We start from the raw sequence: 16,407 nt of genomic DNA, 5'->3' as shown, positions 1-16,407 counted from the left end.
GATCAGTTGCCAAGGGCGTTCAGTCCGCCGAGGAAGGCGGCGACCTGGTTACCGGCCTTGCCGAGCTGGTCGAAAGCGTTGTTGACCACGCCGGCGGCCTCGGTGGGTTTGCTCAGCAAGTAGAAGATGACGAAGGCGATGGCCACATAGCGGAGGTTCTTCTTCATCCGTACGCCGTCCCTGGTTGTTTCGCAGCGACACACTGACCCGATTCAATTGTGCCCAGCTGCTCCTGCTCGCAAAGCGCGATTTTACTGTGACCGCGGCGCTAGCGCGGGATGGCCACGCGCGAAAGAGCCCCGCACCACACCGGGTACGGGGCCGAGCGGAGCTCCCGGATCAGGGGATGGCGCTCACGAACTGGGACAACGACTCGGCGGCGTTGCCGAGACCGCCGAGCGCACTGTTCACCAGATTGGCCGCCCCCTCGGGTCTGCTGATGACGTACCAAGCGACGAAAGCGATCGCCGCCAGCTTCAGATGCTTCTTGTTCACGTCTGCCCACCTCTCGCAGTCACATACTTACCGAGAGTGATTCCCGGCAGTGGATGAGACCCGGCCAAGGCACGGCAAAGAGAACGTCAGCCGCCGCAACCTTTGGCGGCCACGAGGGGGATTTGTGCGATTACCGGACGTTCGGTCGCGGTACTCGCGCAAGTTTCATTAGTGCCCGTCGCGCAACTATCAGCCGTTGTGCTTGCTCAGGTAGTCGAGATAGACGGGCCGGAGGGCGTCGGCGAGTTCGCCCTCCCCGGCGTGGGTGAACTCCTCCCACAGGGACAGGCCGTGCAGCATGTCGAAGTCGGCGCGGTCGGTGTCGCCGATCGAGGCGGCCGCGGCCGGGATCGAACGCAGCAGCTCCCACGTGAAGCCGAGATCGTGACGATCCCTTGCCAGTTTGACGGCCCTGTCGTGGAGTTCCTTGGACGACAGCTTCTCCAGCTCGGCGTCGACCCCGGAGTCGGACGCGGCGGAGCCGGAGGCGGAGGAGTCGGGCGTGACATCGGACATGCCCCGACTCTAGCCAGATGGCAGAGCCGGGGCATCCAAGCGGGGCCGCGCCGCGGGAGCTAGTTGGTGACGGCGTCCTTGGGCACGGGCTGATCGTTCTTGAGCGCGTCGAACAGCTTGCTCGCCTTGGCCTTGTCCCACAGCACGACCGAACCGTCCCCGGGCCTGTTGCCGAAGCCGCCGACGGGGACCGAACCGGTCACGCCGTCGCCGCCCGAGACGCCCTTCATGGCCCACATCATGCGGACCAGGTCGTACAGGTGGTCGTTGTCGTCGACGAGGAAGTTGCTGGTGGCGTTCATCGCCAGCGGGATGCTGCGGAACGGGTTGAGCATGACGCCCGGGCTCGTGGACTTCTTCATGAGCGCGCTGAAGAACTGCCTCTGGTGCTCGATGCGGTCGAGGTCGGCGCGGGCGGTGGCGCGGGTACGGACGTAGCCGAGCGCCTGGCTGCCGCTGAGGTTCTGGCAGCCCGGCTGGAGGTCGAGACCGGCCTTGTGGTCCTTCATCTTGGACTTGACGCAGATCTTGACCCCACCGATCGCGTCCACCACGCCGACGAACCCGCCGAAGCCGATCTCGGCGTAGTGGTCGATCCGCACGCCGGTGGCCTGTTCCACGGTCTGCACCAGCGTGCTCGGGCCGTAGTTGAAGGCGGAGTTCAGCTTGTGGGTGCCGTGGCCGGGGATCGGCACGTAGGAGTCGCGCGGGAGGCTGATCAGCGACGTGCCGCCGTCGCCGTAGTGCAGCAGCATCATCGAGTCGGTCCGCTTCCCGGCGGCATAGCCGGTGGCGAGCTTCTTCTGGTCGGACTTGGTCAGTCCCGCGCGGCTGTCGGAACCGACCACCAGCCAGTTGGTGCCCGGGGTGTCACTGGGCCGCCCGGAGTAGTCCTTGAGCACCGCCTCGCGCTTCAGGCGGGAGTCCAGGTAGAAGTAGCCGCCGACGGTGATCACCAGCAGCACCACGACGACGATCCCGAGGATCATCGGCCAGCGCCTGCGGCGGCGCCGCAGGCGGGGCGGCTCGTCGTAATCGTCGTGCCCGTAGCCGGCGAGCTGATCACCCGCGTGCGGATCCCCGTAGGGATCCTGTTCGTGGCCGTAGGGATACTCCGCCGAGGCAGAGCCGTGCCTGCTGCGCGCCACGCGGTTACCGTCCTCTCGTCTCCAGCCCCCGGGCCGGGTTCTCGGTCAACGTCATCGACCCTAGACAACCCTGGCGGTCTGTGCGTCCATCCAGCGCATGATTGTCCACAGCTACAAATAACCACGCTATGTGACTTCTGAGGTAAAGACTGTCACTCGTACGGGTCACACTGAGTCCGACGAAGTCGGCCGGGGGGCGTGGCGGGTCATCCCCCCTCGGACGGTGCCGGCTTCTGGTGATACGTGCGGCGAAGGGCTGTGGATGGCTTCTCGGCGAAGATTCTCGGTCCGTTTCCTCCTCCCTAAGAAGGACAACAAGAAGGACAGGGCCCGTTCCCCAGAGCCGCGGGAGATCTCCGAGGCCATGCCTGACCTGTCGGAACACCGCTGGACGCGGCACACCGGCGAGCTGGTCGAGACCAGCATGCGCACGATGGCGACCCGGTTGCCCGCGGTGATCGCCCAGTCGGCCAGGCTGGCCTGGCGGGCGAGCCGCCTGGACACGGCGGTGACGATCTCCCTCAACCTGGCGGCGGGGTTCTTCACCGCGTTCGGGCTGCTGGCCACGACCGGCGTGCTGACCGCGCTGTTCGCGGCCGGCCCGACCCCCGACCGGGTGCGGGCCGCGCTGCCGTCACTGGTCGTGGTGGCGGGGGCGGCGGCGCTGCGGGCGGGCCTGCAGGCGATCGCGGGCTGGGCGCAGTCGCGGCTGGAGCCGCAGGTCGAGCGGCTGGTCGAGCTGCGCCTGTACGAGCTGACCACCGCGGTTCATCTGGCGGCGCTGGACGACTCGGACTTCCTCGATGATCTGCAGCGGGCGCAGTCGCGGGGCATGGCGTCGGCGCCCCGGGTCGTTCAGACGGCGGTCGACGTCCTCACCGGCGCGGTCGGCGTGATCGCCGCCGCGCTGACGCTGGGCGTGCTGCATCCACTGCTGCTGCCGCTGCTCCTGCTCACCGCGGTGCCGCGCGGCTGGGCGTCGGTGCGTTCGGCGCGCATGGAGTACCTCACCGAGCTGACGCTGGTCGGGGTCGCGCGCCGCAAGTGGATCCTGTCGGACCTGATGGCCGACCGGCGGCACGCGGCCGAGGTGCGCTCGTTCACCATGCGCGAGTTCCTGCTGGAGGAGTACGACCGGTTCGCGGCGTACGAGCGCGGGGCCAAGCTGAAGCTCGCGCGACGCCAGACCGTCGTCAAGATCTTCGGCGACATCATGCAGGGCCTGGCGACCGGCGCCGTCTACCTCGCGCTCGGGCTGATGCTGTGGAAGGGCCTGGTCCCGCTCGCGGTCGCGGGCACGGCCGTGCTGGCGATCCGCGCCGGGCAGAGCTCGCTGTCCAACCTGGTCTTCGCGGTGAACCGCTGCTACGAGGAGGGCCTGTACTTCGGCGACTACCTGACGTTCTGCAACGAAGCCGAGACGCGCGTGCCGGAGGGCGGGCCGTCCGGCACGCTGCCGGCCGACTTCGAGCGGATCGTGGTGGAGGACGTCACGTTCACCTATCCGGGCGCTCAGCGCGCCTCACTCAACGGGATCTCGCTGGAACTGCGGCGCGGCGAGGTGGTCGCGCTGGTCGGCGAGAACGGCTCGGGCAAGACGACGCTGGCCAAGGTGATGGCGGGCCTGTACGACCCCGACGGCGGCGACGTGCGCTGGGACGACGTCTCGCTGCACGACGTTCCCCCGCAGCATCTGTGGGAGCACATCGCGGTCATCGCGCAGGAGTACACGCACTGGCCGATGACCGCCCGCCAGAACATCACGATGGGCCGCATGGACGGCGACGCGCTGGTGCTGGCGGCCGCGCGCGCCTCGGGCGCCGACGAGGTCGTGGACGGCTTGGCCAAGGGCTACGACACGCTGCTGGACCGCCGGTTCGACGGCGGCGCGGAGCTGTCGGGCGGCCAGTGGCAGCGGCTGGCGGTCGCGCGCGGCTTCTACCGCGACGCTCCCCTGCTGATCTGCGACGAGCCGACCGCCGCGCTGGACGCCCGCGCCGAGCACCACCTGTTCGACCGCATCCGCACGCACTCCGACGGCCGTACGGTCCTGCTGATCACGCACCGGCTCGCCAGCGTGCGGCAGGCCGACCGCATCTACGTTCTCGACAAGGGCGTGGTGATCGAGGAGGGCGACCACGCCGCCCTGATGGCGCTCGGCGGCCTCTACGCCGAGCTCTACACCCTGCAGGCCGCCGCCTACCAGGCCGCGCACCCGAGCGAAGAGGTGGATCCGGTGTAGAGGCCGGTCGGACAGGGCTGATCGGACAGGGCCGGTCGGACAGGGCCGGTCGGACAGGGCTGATCAGATGCAGGACCGATCAGACGCAGGACCGATCAGGTGCAGAGCCGATCAGAGGTAGGGGCCGTGGCCCTCGCGGCGTTCGGACAGTGTGGGGGCGGCGGGCAGGTCCTCGGGGAGCAGCAGCGCGACCTCGTCATGGCCGACCGCGCCCGGGCGGGCGTCGTCGGCCGCGGCGATGCGCTGGCCCTGGCGGGAGATGGCGTCCTCCAGGATGTTGCGGATCAGGCGGGCGTTGCCGAACGAGGAGTCGCGCGGCGCGGCGGCCAGCAGGCGGCGCACGCCGTCCAGCATGCCGTCGCCGAGCGTGAAGCCCTGCTCGGCGGCCATGAACTCGAAGATGGCGATCAGCTCGTCGTCGCCGTAGTCGGGGAAGCGCAGCACCTTCGGGAAGCGCGAGGCCAGGCCCGGGTTGGACTTGAGGAACAGCTCCATCTCGTTGTGGTAGCCGGCCACGATCACCACGAGGTCGCCGCGATGCTCCTCCATCAGCTTGAGCAGCTCGGCGACCGCCTCCTGGCCGAAGTCGCGCTGGTCGGCGCCGGGCGGGGCGAGCGAGTACGCCTCGTCCACGAACAGCACGCCGCCGAGCGCGCTGTCGACGGCCGAACGCACCCGGGGCGCGGTCTGGCCGACGTACTCCCCCACCAGGTTGGCGCGGGTGACCTCGACCAGGTGCCCCGACGACAGCAGCCCGAGCTGGGCGTAGACGGCGGCGATGAGCCGGGCCATCGTCGTCTTGGCGGTGCCGGGGTTGCCGGTGAAGACCATGTGGCGGGTGGGCGCGAGCGGCGGCTGCCCGGCGTCGCGGCGCATCTTGTCGGTACGGGCCTCGGCGACGAGCCGGTCGATCTCCTCCTTGACCGCGCCGAGCCCGATCAGCCGGCCGATCTCGGCGACCGGGTCGCCGGGGCGGCGGCCGCGGTCGGGCACCAGGCTGTCGGGAACGTCCACGAGCAGGATCTCGTCCAGCGACTCGGTCTCGTCGACGACACCGTCGGCCAGGACGCGGCGGCCCTGCATCGACACCGCCCACTCCAGCAGGTTGACCACGAGCCCGGCGTTGCCGAAGCCGCGGTCGCGCGGCGCGGCCCGTACGAGACCGCGCACCTTCTCCAGCACACCGTCGGCGAGCGCCAGGCCCTCGTCCTCCGCGCGGCGCGCGAACACCTCGACCAGCTCGTCGTCGGTCAGGTCCGGGAAGCGGATGAGCTTGGGGAAGTGCCCGGCGAGGTCGGGCTGGGCCTTGAGCAGGCCGTTCAGCTCGGCCTCGGGACCGGTCAGTACGACCAGCAGATCGTCGGCGTGCGCCTGCAGCGACGCGACCAGCGCCTCGACGGTCTCGCGGCCGCGCGTGGAGTCGACCGGGTTGAGCGCGTGCGCGTCGCGTACGACCAGCACGCCGCCGAGCGCGCGCTCGACCGCCCGCCGCACCTTCAGGGCGCTCTCGCCCGCGAACTCGCCGACCAGGTCGGCGCGGTCCACCTCGACGAACTGCCCGCTGGTCAGCACGCCGAGGTCGGCGTAGATGCGGGCGAGGCAGCGGGCGACCGTGCTCTTGCCGGTGCCGGGGTTGCCGGTGAAGACCAGGTTGCGCGGGCGCGCGGCGACCGTCATGCCCGCCTCGCGGCGCAGGTGCGCGGCCCTGGCCTCGGCGACCAGCGCCTCGACCTCCCGCTTGACCGGCTCGATGCCCGCGCACGCGGCCAGTTCGGCGAACGGGTCGCCGCCCGCGGCGCGGCCCGGGATGAGCCGCTGCGGCAGGTCGGCGTCGGTGATCTCCAGCCCGTCCTCCACGGCGGCGGGCGAGGTCTCGGTGCGGGCGAGCGCGGCGGCGGTGCACTGGTCGGCGAGGTTCTCCACCAGCCGGGCGCCGCGCAGGTTGAGCAGCGGCGGCGTACGGGCCAGCAGCGCGCCCGCGGTGCGCGCGGTCGCGTCGGCGACGCTCGCGCCGCGCCGCTCGGCGGCCCGCCGGAACAGCTCGCCGAACTCCTCCTCGGTGAAGTCGCGGGTCCGGGCGACCTCGAACGAGCGCACCAGCGCCGGGTTGGTGTCGAACAGCCGCCGGTCGCCGCCGGGACGGCACAGCGCGACGACGTCCAGGCGCGGTGAGCGCGCCATCAGCCGGCGCAGCTCCTCCACGGCCGCCGGTCCGCAGCGTTCGTGCGCGGCCAGCCGCTCCAGGTCGTCCACCACCAGCAGCAGGCGGCCCTCGATGCAGTCGCGGACCCTGGCCTGCAGCCACAGCACGGCGTCGCTCACGCTGAGCGCGGCGAACACCTGGTCGGAGATCCACAGCGCCTCGCGGATCGCGCCGCGTTCGGTGAGGACTCGTTCGACGACCTCGGCGGCGGTGCCCTTGCCGGTGCCCTCCGGGCCGCTGATCAGCAGCCGCGCGGGCCGTTCGCCCGCCAGCCGCGCGATGATCGCCTCCTGGACGGCGCGGGTGAGCTCGGGCTGGCCGACGAGCGCGCCGCCGTTCGGCCCCTGCTGCTCCTCGGTCTCCGCCTCGTGTGTCTCGTCCGTCTCGCCGCTCTCGGTCGTGGACGTGGGGTTGAGCCGTCCGGCGAGCGGGTTGATGACGTGGCGGACCTCGAACAGCCGCCGCATGTCCAGGTGGAACGCGCGGACGGGCAGGCGGCAGCGCGGCGTCGTGGCGGTCTCGGGCAGCCCCTGGACCGCGCCGGTCACGCGTACCGCCATGTCCAGCCAGGCGCGGCAGGCGTCGGCCTCCCCCGCGACCAGGCCGCGCGCCAGCCAGGCGCGCAGGTCGAGCTGCCAGGCCTCGGCGGCGAACTCCTCGCGCAGGGCGCGCAGCCGCCCGGCCACGCCCTCATACCGTTCGGTGCCGAGCGCGGCGGCCAGTTCGGCGGGCGCGACGCTCACGTCGGCGGCCAGCAGCAGGCGCGCGAACGCGGTGTCGAACGCGTCGCCGTCGTTCAGCTCTCCAGCGAGCCGTTCGTGCGCGGCGGCCAGGCCCGAGCAGGCCCAGCCCAGGTAGCCGACCGGCCCGGCGAGCTCGGGCAGGACGGCGATGGTCTCGTCCGTCAGGCTCGCCGCCCAGAGCCGTTCCAGCCGGTCCTGCGGCGTGGCCATGTCCAGCTCGCGCAGCACGGGATCGTTCGCGCGGCCCTCGAACAGCCCGATGAGGGCCTGCCTGCGCGCCTCGAGAGGCTCGAGACCGTCGAAGACGTCCAGGCCCGCGCGTGCCAGCTCGTACATCACCGCGCGGCGCTCACGATCGTCGCCGGCGGGCTCGGGCAGCCACAGGCCCGGCGGGCGCCACCGGCCGCCCTGGGAGAACCAGGCCTGTGGGTCGCGTACGGCGGGCTCGGGGGTGGCCAGGAAGTCCGACAGCAGCTCGTAGTCCACGTCCCCGCGCGAGCCGGCGCGCAGGGCCGAGGCGCCCAGCAGGAACGTCAGCAGCGACCACTGCTCGGCCCCCGCGGCCGACGTGTTCGAACCGTAGAAGTCGCTGAGCTGACGGGTGAGGATCACGGCCCGCGGGTCGCGGTTGTAGTCGAGGGCGCGCTCGCGCATCTCCTCGTAGAGCCCGTCGGGAACCCGCCAGGGCCCGTACGCGTAGACGTCGAGGACCGGCTCGTCCGTCAGGAGCAGTTCAAGGTGTTCCGGCAACCGGGGGGCACTCACCTGGAACACACTACGACCCGCACCGATCACGCACACCCTGCCCGTGACAGGATGCCCGGCTTGGCATCCTGCGACGAGTCCGGGATAGTTGACCGTTAAATGCACCCCGCCACGGCACCTGGCGGGTGCGCGCCGACCGGGAGGAGGAATCCCCCGTGCAGCCATTGCAAGTCAATGCCCGCTCGCACGACGGGCGTACCGTCGTGCGGTTGCGAGGCGAGCTCGATATCGCCAACGCCGAAGATCTGCGCCAGAAGCTCACCACGGCGCGCCAGGAGCTCGGCGAGCAGGTCGTCCTGGATCTGACGGACCTGGAGTTCATGGACTCCCACGGCCTGTCGGTGATCATCCACTGCTACAAGGCCGCGACCGCGGCGGGCGGCGGCCTCACCCTGGCCGCGCCGCGCCCGATCGTCCGCCGGACGCTCGAGGTCACCGGCCTCACCATGCGGATGAACGTGACGGACTCGCTGGACGAGGCCCTGGCCGAACCCGCAGGAGCTACCCCATAAAGCGCTCGCCCCCGGAGCCACCGGCTCCGGGGGCGGTCTCGTTATAGAGGCGACGGCGTGGGCCGCTTGGGCCCGCGCCCGTCCCCCGAGGAACGCCCCGTGGCCCGCCGCCCTATCCACGGCAGCAGATAGGTGCGGGCCCAGTGGATGTCATCTCGCCGCGAGTCCAGCCAGCGCACCGACTCCGACGGAGGCCAAGGCTCGCGCCAATCCCCCTCCACCGGAACCCCCAGAACCCCCGCGACCCTCAGCGCCATCCGCCGATGCCCCTCCGGCGACAGATGCAGCCGGTCCTCATACCAGGCCCGTGGGTCGTTGAAGACCCCCATCGTCGGCCACAGATCCACCACCGAGCACCCCCGCCGATCGGCGATCGCCCGCAGGTGCATGTTGTAGATGGCGGCCTTCCCCCGGATCCGGCTCCCCGTCCGCAGCCCACGCGGATCGAACCCCGTGAAAACGACCACGTGCGCCCCAACAGCCCGCAGCCGCTGAACCGCCCCGTCAAAAACAACCGCCAGCGCATCCGGATCAGCGCCCGGCCGGATCATGTCGTTCCCACCCGCGCAGAACGTCACCAGATCAGGCCTGAGATCCAGGGCCAGCGGCACCTGGTCGTCCACGATCTGCTGCACCAGCTTGCCGCGGATCGCCACGTTCGCGTACTGCAGCCCCGGATTCAGCACGGCCAGATGCCCCGCGAGCCGGTCCGCCCACCCCCGATACCGGTCAGGCCCCGCGGCATGGTCCGGATCGTTCAGCCCCTCAGTGAAGCTGTCCCCGATAGCGACATACGTACGGAACTGCGGTGTATCTCCCATCGCAACCCCAAGAGCGGAATCATGTGCGTTCACGTTGATTAATTGTGCATTGTGCACACATCCCTACGCCACCGTAAGCACCGTGCAATCCAGCACACCCAGCTCAACAAGGGTCCGGCACCGACACACCAAGATCGTGTGTGTCGGTGTGTGTCGGTGTGTGTCACTGCTCCGCACACGCCCGTATCAGGACGTGGAGCTGTCCAAGATGCAGTGCGCGACCAGATCACGCCATGCGCCCACCACGTCTTGGCCGCCGAGGACTCGTCCCAGCAAAAGCCGCGCATGCGCCGCTCCCGGCGACTGCTCCTCCTCCACACCGGGCGCGTCCGTCTTGCATCGCTTGAACGCCTCAGCCAGCTCGCGCACAGGCCCGGTGGCGGCGCCGGTTGCCAGGACCAGGCGATCGCGAACCGGGTCTAACCCCGACTTCGCCGCCGCGATCCACTGCGCCACAGCGGCACGGAGCACAGCGTCGAAACGCAGCGTGCGTTTGGCCTGAACCTGCGCCTTATGACCGCCAACGAGCGTCACCCGCACGTCGTCGGCGTGCTCGTCCGTCTCGACCGCGACTGCATCGACCTGCGCCAACCTGAGCGAGATCGTGCTGTCACCGCCCGGCATGCCGATGCGGTATCGAGCACGCCGGCACCGCCAGAACCGGAGGATGGATCGTGATCCCTACTGGGTCACTGAACGAGGTCGGCCCATGGCACCGCCTCCCAGAACGATCTGCGGTGTGAGCGGCAGCCGACACGGCCATCAACGATCCCCGCGGCGACTGCGAGATCCTCACCCTGGACCATGACGACAAGGCAGAAGACAGAGTGACGTTCAAGGTCGGCGCTTGCGCCGGTTCAGGCGTCGGAGATGGCGAAGACCTCGCTGGTGTCGAAGGGACCTTGCTGGGCGTAGACCAGGCGGGACGCTCGCGGCGAGTTGGTTCCGAACGGGGACCAGCCGTGCCATGTGCCGGCGGAGTCGAGGTAGTCGTGGAGGAGCGTGCCGTCGGCGGTGATCGCGAAGACCCGTATGTCGACGGCGGGATCCGCCACGGCCAGTCCGGCCACGGCCCTGGCCTTCGGGGCTCCGTCGAAGTTCGGGGTCCAGCCGTGCCAGCCCTGACGGTCGGCGTGGTCGCGGTAGAGCGTGCCGTCGAGCCCGATGCCGAAGACCTCGCCGCTGAACGGGGCGGTGTGCGCGCCCGTCACGGCCTTCAGCTTGGGTGCTCCGTCGAAGCCGGGCGTCCAGCCCTGCCAGCCCTTGGCGTTGCGGTAGCCGTGGTAGAGCGTGCCGTCGCGCGCTATCGCGAAGAGGTCGGCGGTGGACGGGGTGAGGCTCGCGCCGTAGACGGCGCTCACCTTGACCGGGATCCCGCCGGGATTCGGTGTCCAGCCGTGCCAGCCTCCGCTGTCGTGCCTGTCGTAGTAGAGCGTGCCGTCGATGCCGATGGCGAAGGCCTGGGGGTATCCCGTGCCCTGTTCGCCGAACACGGTGACCGCCTGCACCTTCGGCGCCCGGTCGAAGTCCGGCTTCCAGCCCTGCCACCGGCCGCCCTGCGTGTGGTCGTGCCAGAGCGTGCCGTCGAGGCCGATCCCGAACAGTTCGAGCCCGAAATAGCCCGCGACGCCGGCGACGTCCAGCATCTTGGCGGCCTTGTCGAAGTCGGGCGTCCACCCGTGCCAGCCGTCTTTGTCCAGCCAGTCGCGGTAGAGCGTCCCGTCGACGCCGACGGCGAAGGTCAGGGTGGTACCGGAACCCGCGGAGAAGCCGCAGACCGCCTGCATCCGCTGAGGGGCCCCGTCGAAATTCGGTTTCCAGGCCCGCCAGCCCTTCGAGTCGCCGGAGGCGTGGAAGAGCGTTCCCGTCGGGGAGACGTCGTTGACGAGAAGTTTGTCGGCATAGCCGTTCACTCCCGCGTACAGGTTCGGCCCGCGGGCGGCGAGCCGGGTGTCGTAGTCCCCGATGCCGACCAGGTAGGTGAGCAGGAGCTTGTGCTGGACGTTCCCGTCGTCCGGGTTGAGTTGGTAGACGTAGCCGTCGCAGCCGGCGAACAGCCGGCCGCCGGCCGTGAGCACGCTCACCTTGTCGTAGGTGGCCTTGCCTCCGAGTCCCTGCGACCAGTCCGGCTTGGACCAGGCGCCGTTCTGGCGGATGCCGTACGCGTAGCCGTGCACACCGGCGTAGAGGGAGGTCCCGTCGGCGGCGAGCCGGGTGAGGGACCCGGCTCCGGTGGCGGTCAGGTGGAGGCTGTGGATCCGATCGCCGGTGGCGGGACGCAGCTCGTACACGTAACCATCGCAACCGGCGAAGAGCTTCGCGTTCGCGCTGAGCAGGTTGACCTCTTCGTAGGTGAACTTGCCTCCCAGCCCCTGCGACCAGTCCGCCCTGGACCAGTCACCGTTCAGGCGGATGCCGTACGCGTAGCCGTGCACACCAGCGTAGAGGGAGGTCCCGTCGGCGGCGAGCCGGGTGACGGCTCCGGCTCCGGTGGCGGTCAGGTGGAGGCTGTGGATCCGATCGCCGGTGGCGGGACGCAGCTCGTACACGTAACCATCGCAACCGGCGAAGAGCTTCCCGCCTGCGCTGAGCACGTTGACCTCTTCGTAGGTCAACGTGCCTCCCAGCCCCTGCGACCAGTCCGCCCTGGACCAGTCACCGTTCAGACGGATGCCGTACGCGTAGCCGTGCACACCGGCGTACAAGAACGTCCCATCGGTGGCCATGTTGGTGGCGACTCCGGCCAGGGCCTCCGTCAGATGCAGGCTGTGGACGACCTTGCTCGTCACCGGGTCCAGTTCGTAGACGTAGCCGTTGCAGGCGGCGAACACCCGGTCGTCGTGGACCAGCATGTTCACCGGGTGGAAGCCGCAATCCGGGAGGCTCCTGGACCAGACGCTCGCGAAGTCCTGGTCCTGCGACACCACTCCGAGCCGCGGGGACGCGAGGCCCAGCAGCAGCGTCTCCAAAGTCGCGGAGAAGCCTTCGAAGCGCTCCATGCAGAACGACTTCTGCGTCGTCATCCAGGTCTTCAAATCCTGGAGCCCTGTGCTGCTGGAACTCGCCTTCGTCGGGAAGTGCCGGCGGATCTCCTCCGTCGTGATGGACGTCGTCCCCGAGGCGAGGATGTCGAGCAGCGCCTGCTGCGACATCTGCGCCGTCTCGCTGGTGGCCGCCACCCCGGTTCCGCCGTTCGCGCCGCTGAACAGCGTGTCGTCGCCCCAGATCTCGTACGGAGTGGTGCGCGCCGCCGAACTCACCCACAGGGAGTGCGAGTTGTAGTGGTCGTGCAGGTCCGCCGCACTGAGCTGGGCGGCGGCGCTCGTGAGGAAGGTCAGGTAGTTCTGATAGGCGGCGAACTGCCCAGTCTTCCCATAGGGGGCGACGGTGCTGGCGAGCACGCGCCCGACGAGCGCGCTGGCCTCCTGGGCCGTCTGGGGATCGTTGGACGGGCCCGCGTAGGCGGGGTCGTACAGCCACTTTCCCGACAGCGACGGCTGCGCGCTCTCGGTGATGTCCTTGATGGACTCCCAGTCAGAGACGAACAGATCGTGACTGGCGGCCCATTCGATGAACCATTGCATCACCAGGGTCTTGTTGACCAGGTGGCCCGCGGCGAAGGAGTCCTCCAGGAAGTGATCGGCGTAGCCGTGGAAGATCCAGGCCCGCCGGGCGAGTTCCTGGTCCTTCTTGGCATGAGCCTGTGTGGCGAGGTCACGCGCGATCAGATGCGAAGCCTGCCAGCGATACCAGGAGTAGGGCGCGAAATGGCATGCGTTCCGGGCGAGAAGCCCCTGGTAATGGTCCTGTCCCGCAGGCCCCAGCCCCATGGTGAAGTCGTCGAGTTCGCTCGTCTCGACGATGTTGTTCACCAGGCTGAGCTTCCACGGCTGGGCGGCCGCCCCGGCGAAGGTCTTGTTCGGGTCTTCGCCGGTGAGCAGGTAGGTGAGCTGGTTGTATCCCTCCTGCCGGATGACCTGGAGAATCGGCAGCACGATGTCGGCGTCGAGGCTGTCGAGAGCCGCCGCGTCCGAAAGGTAATCCGGGAGGGCGTTCAGCTCGCCATAGGTGACCAGCAGACCATTCGCCCCGAGACGGACCGTCCTGATCCACTTGCACAGCTTCTTGATGTCGGTTTCCGTGACTTTACCCGGGTCGTATCGCCACAGCTCGAGGAGCTTGATCTGATTGATCAGGAATTCCTTGCGGCTGGGCCCGCCGGTGGACACCTCGACCAGATTCTTGGTGGGGCCGTCACCGAGCATCCGGTGCTCGAACGACACGTGCCTATGGATCATCGTCGACGACACGCCCGCACCGGAGAGTCCGCGCCATGTCCGGCCGGTCATGACCATGGCGGCGCCGCAGTCCGCGTCCCGTTCCGACGGATCGCCAGGGCGGCTCACCGTCCATGGTGAAGCGGCCATCGCGCCCCTGGCCCGCTGCGCGACGTGCGCGGCCTCGTGAGCGAGCAGCCACAGCCCCTCCGGCGTACCTGGCCGGAAGGCCCCATCCCTGAAGAACACCTCGGAGCCGACGGTGAACGCCTCCGCGCCGAGCGCCCGCGCCAGACCGTCCGCCACCGGCCCGGTGTGCACCCGCATCGCCCGCAGATCCGCCCCCAGACCGCGTTCCAGCTTCTCCCGCAGGTCCGCGTACAACCGCTGCCCATTTCCTGAACTTTCGATTCCCTGAATGATCTGCGCCGACGCGATCTCCGACATCCGTGACCCCCATCACCAACCCCCCGGATTGTCACCTAAGCGCGCTCACGCTTCCAGTCCGCGGAGTTGGCCACATTGTGATCGTGCCGACAAATTCGACTGCGATGCGTTCACCCATAGGAAGGACAGACGGGTACGCAGGAGCATGCTGGGGCACAGGGAATCCAGTGTTTGCCAAGTTACCGGATACGTGACTTAGATAGCCCTTTCAGAATGCCCTCTTTCAGCCCAGCCGAACGGCGATGGCCGGGCCCGAATGACCGAGCCCGAGCGACCGGGTCAAGGGCGGTGCGGCCAGATCTAAGCTTTACTGCTGGCGGTCACCACCGCGTACGGGCACGGGGCGAAGCCGGAGTGCCTGAGAAAGGCGGAAAAGGTCGCCATCCGTCCACTCCCGGATCAGTTGCGTGCTCTGGAACGCGCACACGAACGAATGCACTGCGATGTGCGCGACGGCCGCCGCCATTCGGTTGCGGACAAAGAATCCCAGCGGGAATGCGGCGGGATAAGGGTGAGGGCGGGCGTCAGATGTGTATTGGGCTCCGGACACCGCATACTTTCGTTTGGGAGGACGTTTTCCCGCGCGAAGTGGGCAGCCGTCTTCCGCAGGATCTCGTTTTCGGTTTCTCAGCTGCTCGGTGCGCCTACGCAACGCGGCCAGCTCTTTCTTCTCCGCGCTCAGGCATACGAGGTGTCCGCGCCACAGGGGGAACCTCAGACACCGTTAGAGCAGGGTGAGATGCCCCGGGCCTGGTGACGTCCGGTCTACCTGGCGCCGGTTGGCGCTGGCTACGATCCCGGCATGACGACCGATGGCGCCACGCCGGACGGCGTCCAGGACGAGCCAGCACAGTGGCTTCACGGGCATGAGGTACCCGCCATCGAGCAGGTGAGCGACTCGACGCTGGCCGCTCTGCGGACCGTTCCCGAGAGCGTGTCCATCTCCGGCACACCCGTGCGGCTCTCTGCCAGCGTCTGGCACGATTTCATGCCCACAACCGACCGAGACCAAGACCTGATGATCGCGGTCGTCCGAGTCGAGACGATGACCCAGGCGAGCCTGCCCGCGATCGGCGCCGACCGGTGCGCCGTCCTCCACGACCGACAGGCCTGGATCGCTCCGCTGGTCGAGGAGCACGCCGACTCCCGGGACGGCACCCGGCCGGCCGTATCAGCAGGACCACCGTGTCGACGACCAGCCTGCGGATCAGTCGACAACAACAGATCATTGGACAACAACACCGGCCGCACCGCCGATTTCGACGCGCTGCTCCTCGAAACGCTCGCGTGGGCCCCCGAATCGGCGCTCCACACCCTGCTCGACCCCTCACTGCACAGATGGTCGTCCGACCCTGAACCCGGCGATGTGCCGACGCCTTGAAGCCTGAGGCGGTCCGCGCCGTCAGACGGTCGGATGGTCGGGGCGAGTCTTCCCAGTGAGGTTCGCGCGGAGTTGGCGCGGATCGCGTCGATGAAGCGTGGATCTGCGACCATGCGCGGCGTCAGGGTCGCTCCGGGCGACACCACGTTGACCCGGATGCCTGCGGGGCCGATCTCGACGGCGGCCGCCTTGGACATTCCGCAGAGGCCGTAGAGGCCGTGTCCGGGTGCGCGCCGAGAGTCGGCGAGTCCTCTAATATGAACAGTGATGTTCATTTGACAGAGGGATTCGAGGTGATCGGCCATGGGACCGTGGCGCCGCATCCAGTCGGTCGACCTGATCACGAATGAGCTGTCGGCCGTTGTCTACGACGGCCTGGCCGCCGCCGGTGGCAGGACGATCTGGACGTACGCCAGCCAGGGCCTGCTGCGGCTCGGGCAACGGGAGGTGGTGCTGCACGAGCTCTGCGAACCGGGCCAGCGGCAGGCGTCGGACTACGCGTTGTGGTTGATGAGGGAGATGCACCGGCAGGCCGTCGGTGGCGCCGTCGTCGAGCCGGGCGGTAACACCGTCCTCCGGACACCCGGGTGGGGGCTGGGGATCACAGGGTTCACCTACGACCGCGGCTCCGACTACGCCTCGCTGTATCCGGACGGGTTGCCGCCGCTGGTCGCCGTACCGCTGCTGCACGATGAGGCCAGAGTGGCCTCGGCATTCGGCCCCGGCCGGGTGCTGACGTTGCTGGGCGCCCAATCGGGGGTGTTCCCCTACCCGGTCTATTTCGATCGGAGGCGAGCACCGGTGGTCGAGTTCGATGCGCACTCGGCGGCCACCATCTTGGCGCGGACGCCGCTCCT

The 16,407-nt window shown here is 69.2% G+C and carries 11 protein-coding genes and 1 pseudogene; 3 read left to right on the top strand and 9 right to left on the bottom strand.

Annotation, left to right across the window (positions count from 1 at the left end):
* Positions 1–2: 2 nt before the first annotated feature.
* From J4573_RS39580 to J4573_RS39565, 4 genes are all read right to left on the bottom strand, one after another.
* Positions 3–167: a hypothetical protein gene (locus J4573_RS39580; RefSeq protein WP_208261264.1), complete on the bottom strand. Its 165-nt coding sequence runs from the start codon at positions 165–167 to the stop codon at positions 3–5.
* Between the two features lie 172 nt (positions 168–339).
* Complete coding sequence (locus J4573_RS39575) at positions 340–495, bottom strand: hypothetical protein (RefSeq protein WP_208261263.1); 156 nt, start codon at positions 493–495, stop codon at positions 340–342.
* 189 nt (positions 496–684) lie between these two features.
* Positions 685–1,011: a hypothetical protein gene (locus tag J4573_RS39570; protein ID WP_243774293.1), complete on the bottom strand. Its 327-nt coding sequence runs from the start codon at positions 1,009–1,011 to the stop codon at positions 685–687.
* A 59-nt stretch (positions 1,012–1,070) separates the two neighbouring features.
* The gene (locus J4573_RS39565) at positions 1,071–2,159 is read right to left on the bottom strand and encodes an LCP family protein (protein ID WP_307797271.1); all 1,089 of its coding nucleotides are present in this window, start codon (positions 2,157–2,159) and stop codon (positions 1,071–1,073) included.
* Positions 2,160–2,421: 262 nt separating this feature from the next.
* Here J4573_RS39565 and J4573_RS39560 point away from each other — a divergent pair, with 262 nt between their 5' ends.
* Positions 2,422–4,401: an ABC transporter ATP-binding protein gene (locus J4573_RS39560; protein WP_208261262.1), complete on the top strand. Its 1,980-nt coding sequence runs from the start codon at positions 2,422–2,424 to the stop codon at positions 4,399–4,401.
* 111 nt (positions 4,402–4,512) lie between these two features.
* Here J4573_RS39560 and J4573_RS56385 read toward each other — a convergent pair whose 3' ends face one another.
* Positions 4,513–8,112, bottom strand: a complete 3,600-nt coding sequence (locus tag J4573_RS56385; protein ID WP_208261261.1) for an AAA family ATPase — start codon at positions 8,110–8,112, stop codon at positions 4,513–4,515.
* Positions 8,113–8,267: 155 nt separating this feature from the next.
* Between J4573_RS56385 and J4573_RS39550 the strand changes: the two genes are divergently transcribed.
* Positions 8,268–8,624, top strand: a complete 357-nt coding sequence (locus J4573_RS39550; protein WP_208261260.1) for an STAS domain-containing protein — start codon at positions 8,268–8,270, stop codon at positions 8,622–8,624.
* A 41-nt stretch (positions 8,625–8,665) separates the two neighbouring features.
* On the opposite strand, the gene J4573_RS39545 is transcribed toward J4573_RS39550, so the two are convergent.
* The 3 genes from J4573_RS39545 to J4573_RS39535 form a co-directional block, all read right to left on the bottom strand.
* On the bottom strand, positions 8,666–9,445 hold the full coding sequence (locus tag J4573_RS39545) for an SGNH/GDSL hydrolase family protein (RefSeq protein WP_208261301.1): 780 nt from the start codon (positions 9,443–9,445) through the stop codon (positions 8,666–8,668).
* A 186-nt stretch (positions 9,446–9,631) separates the two neighbouring features.
* Positions 9,632–10,069 (bottom strand): hypothetical protein, encoded by a 438-nt coding sequence (locus J4573_RS39540; protein ID WP_208261259.1) that lies wholly within the window; start codon positions 10,067–10,069, stop codon positions 9,632–9,634.
* A gap of 233 nt (positions 10,070–10,302) precedes the next feature.
* A complete protein-coding gene (locus J4573_RS39535; protein WP_208261258.1) occupies positions 10,303–14,169 on the bottom strand; it encodes an eCIS core domain-containing protein in 3,867 nt (1,288 codons plus the stop codon).
* Between the two features lie 802 nt (positions 14,170–14,971).
* On the opposite strand from J4573_RS39535, the gene J4573_RS54600 reads away from it, so the two are divergent.
* Positions 14,972–15,550 carry a hypothetical protein gene (locus J4573_RS54600; RefSeq protein WP_243774292.1) on the top strand — a complete coding sequence of 193 codons (579 nt, stop codon included), beginning with the start codon at positions 14,972–14,974 and terminating at the stop codon, positions 15,548–15,550.
* A gap of 53 nt (positions 15,551–15,603) precedes the next feature.
* Here J4573_RS54600 and J4573_RS56940 read toward each other — a convergent pair.
* Positions 15,604–15,825: pseudogene (locus tag J4573_RS56940) on the bottom strand (SDR family oxidoreductase); the annotation flags it as partial.
* Between the last annotated feature and the right edge of the window lie 582 nt (positions 15,826–16,407).

This window comes from Actinomadura barringtoniae (assembly GCF_017573505.1).
GTDB lineage: Bacteria > Actinomycetota > Actinomycetes > Streptosporangiales > Streptosporangiaceae > Spirillospora > Spirillospora barringtoniae.
The sequence above is the reverse complement of the archived record's forward strand: the minus strand, read 5'-3'. Positions and strand labels throughout refer to the sequence as shown.

Coding starts and splice junctions, on each gene's coding strand:
- J4573_RS39535 (WP_208261258.1), bottom strand. CDS start 14,169: ATGTCGGAGATCGCGTCGGCGCAGATCATTCAGGGAATCGAAAGTTCA.
- J4573_RS39545 (WP_208261301.1), bottom strand. CDS start 9,445: ATGGGAGATACACCGCAGTTCCGTACGTATGTCGCTATCGGGGACAGC.
- J4573_RS39570 (WP_243774293.1), bottom strand. CDS start 1,011: ATGTCCGATGTCACGCCCGACTCCTCCGCCTCCGGCTCCGCCGCGTCC.
- J4573_RS39580 (WP_208261264.1), bottom strand. CDS start 167: ATGAAGAAGAACCTCCGCTATGTGGCCATCGCCTTCGTCATCTTCTAC.
- J4573_RS54600 (WP_243774292.1), top strand. CDS start 14,972: ATGACGACCGATGGCGCCACGCCGGACGGCGTCCAGGACGAGCCAGCA.
- J4573_RS39540 (WP_208261259.1), bottom strand. CDS start 10,069: ATGCCGGGCGGTGACAGCACGATCTCGCTCAGGTTGGCGCAGGTCGAT.
- J4573_RS39560 (WP_208261262.1), top strand. CDS start 2,422: ATGGCTTCTCGGCGAAGATTCTCGGTCCGTTTCCTCCTCCCTAAGAAG.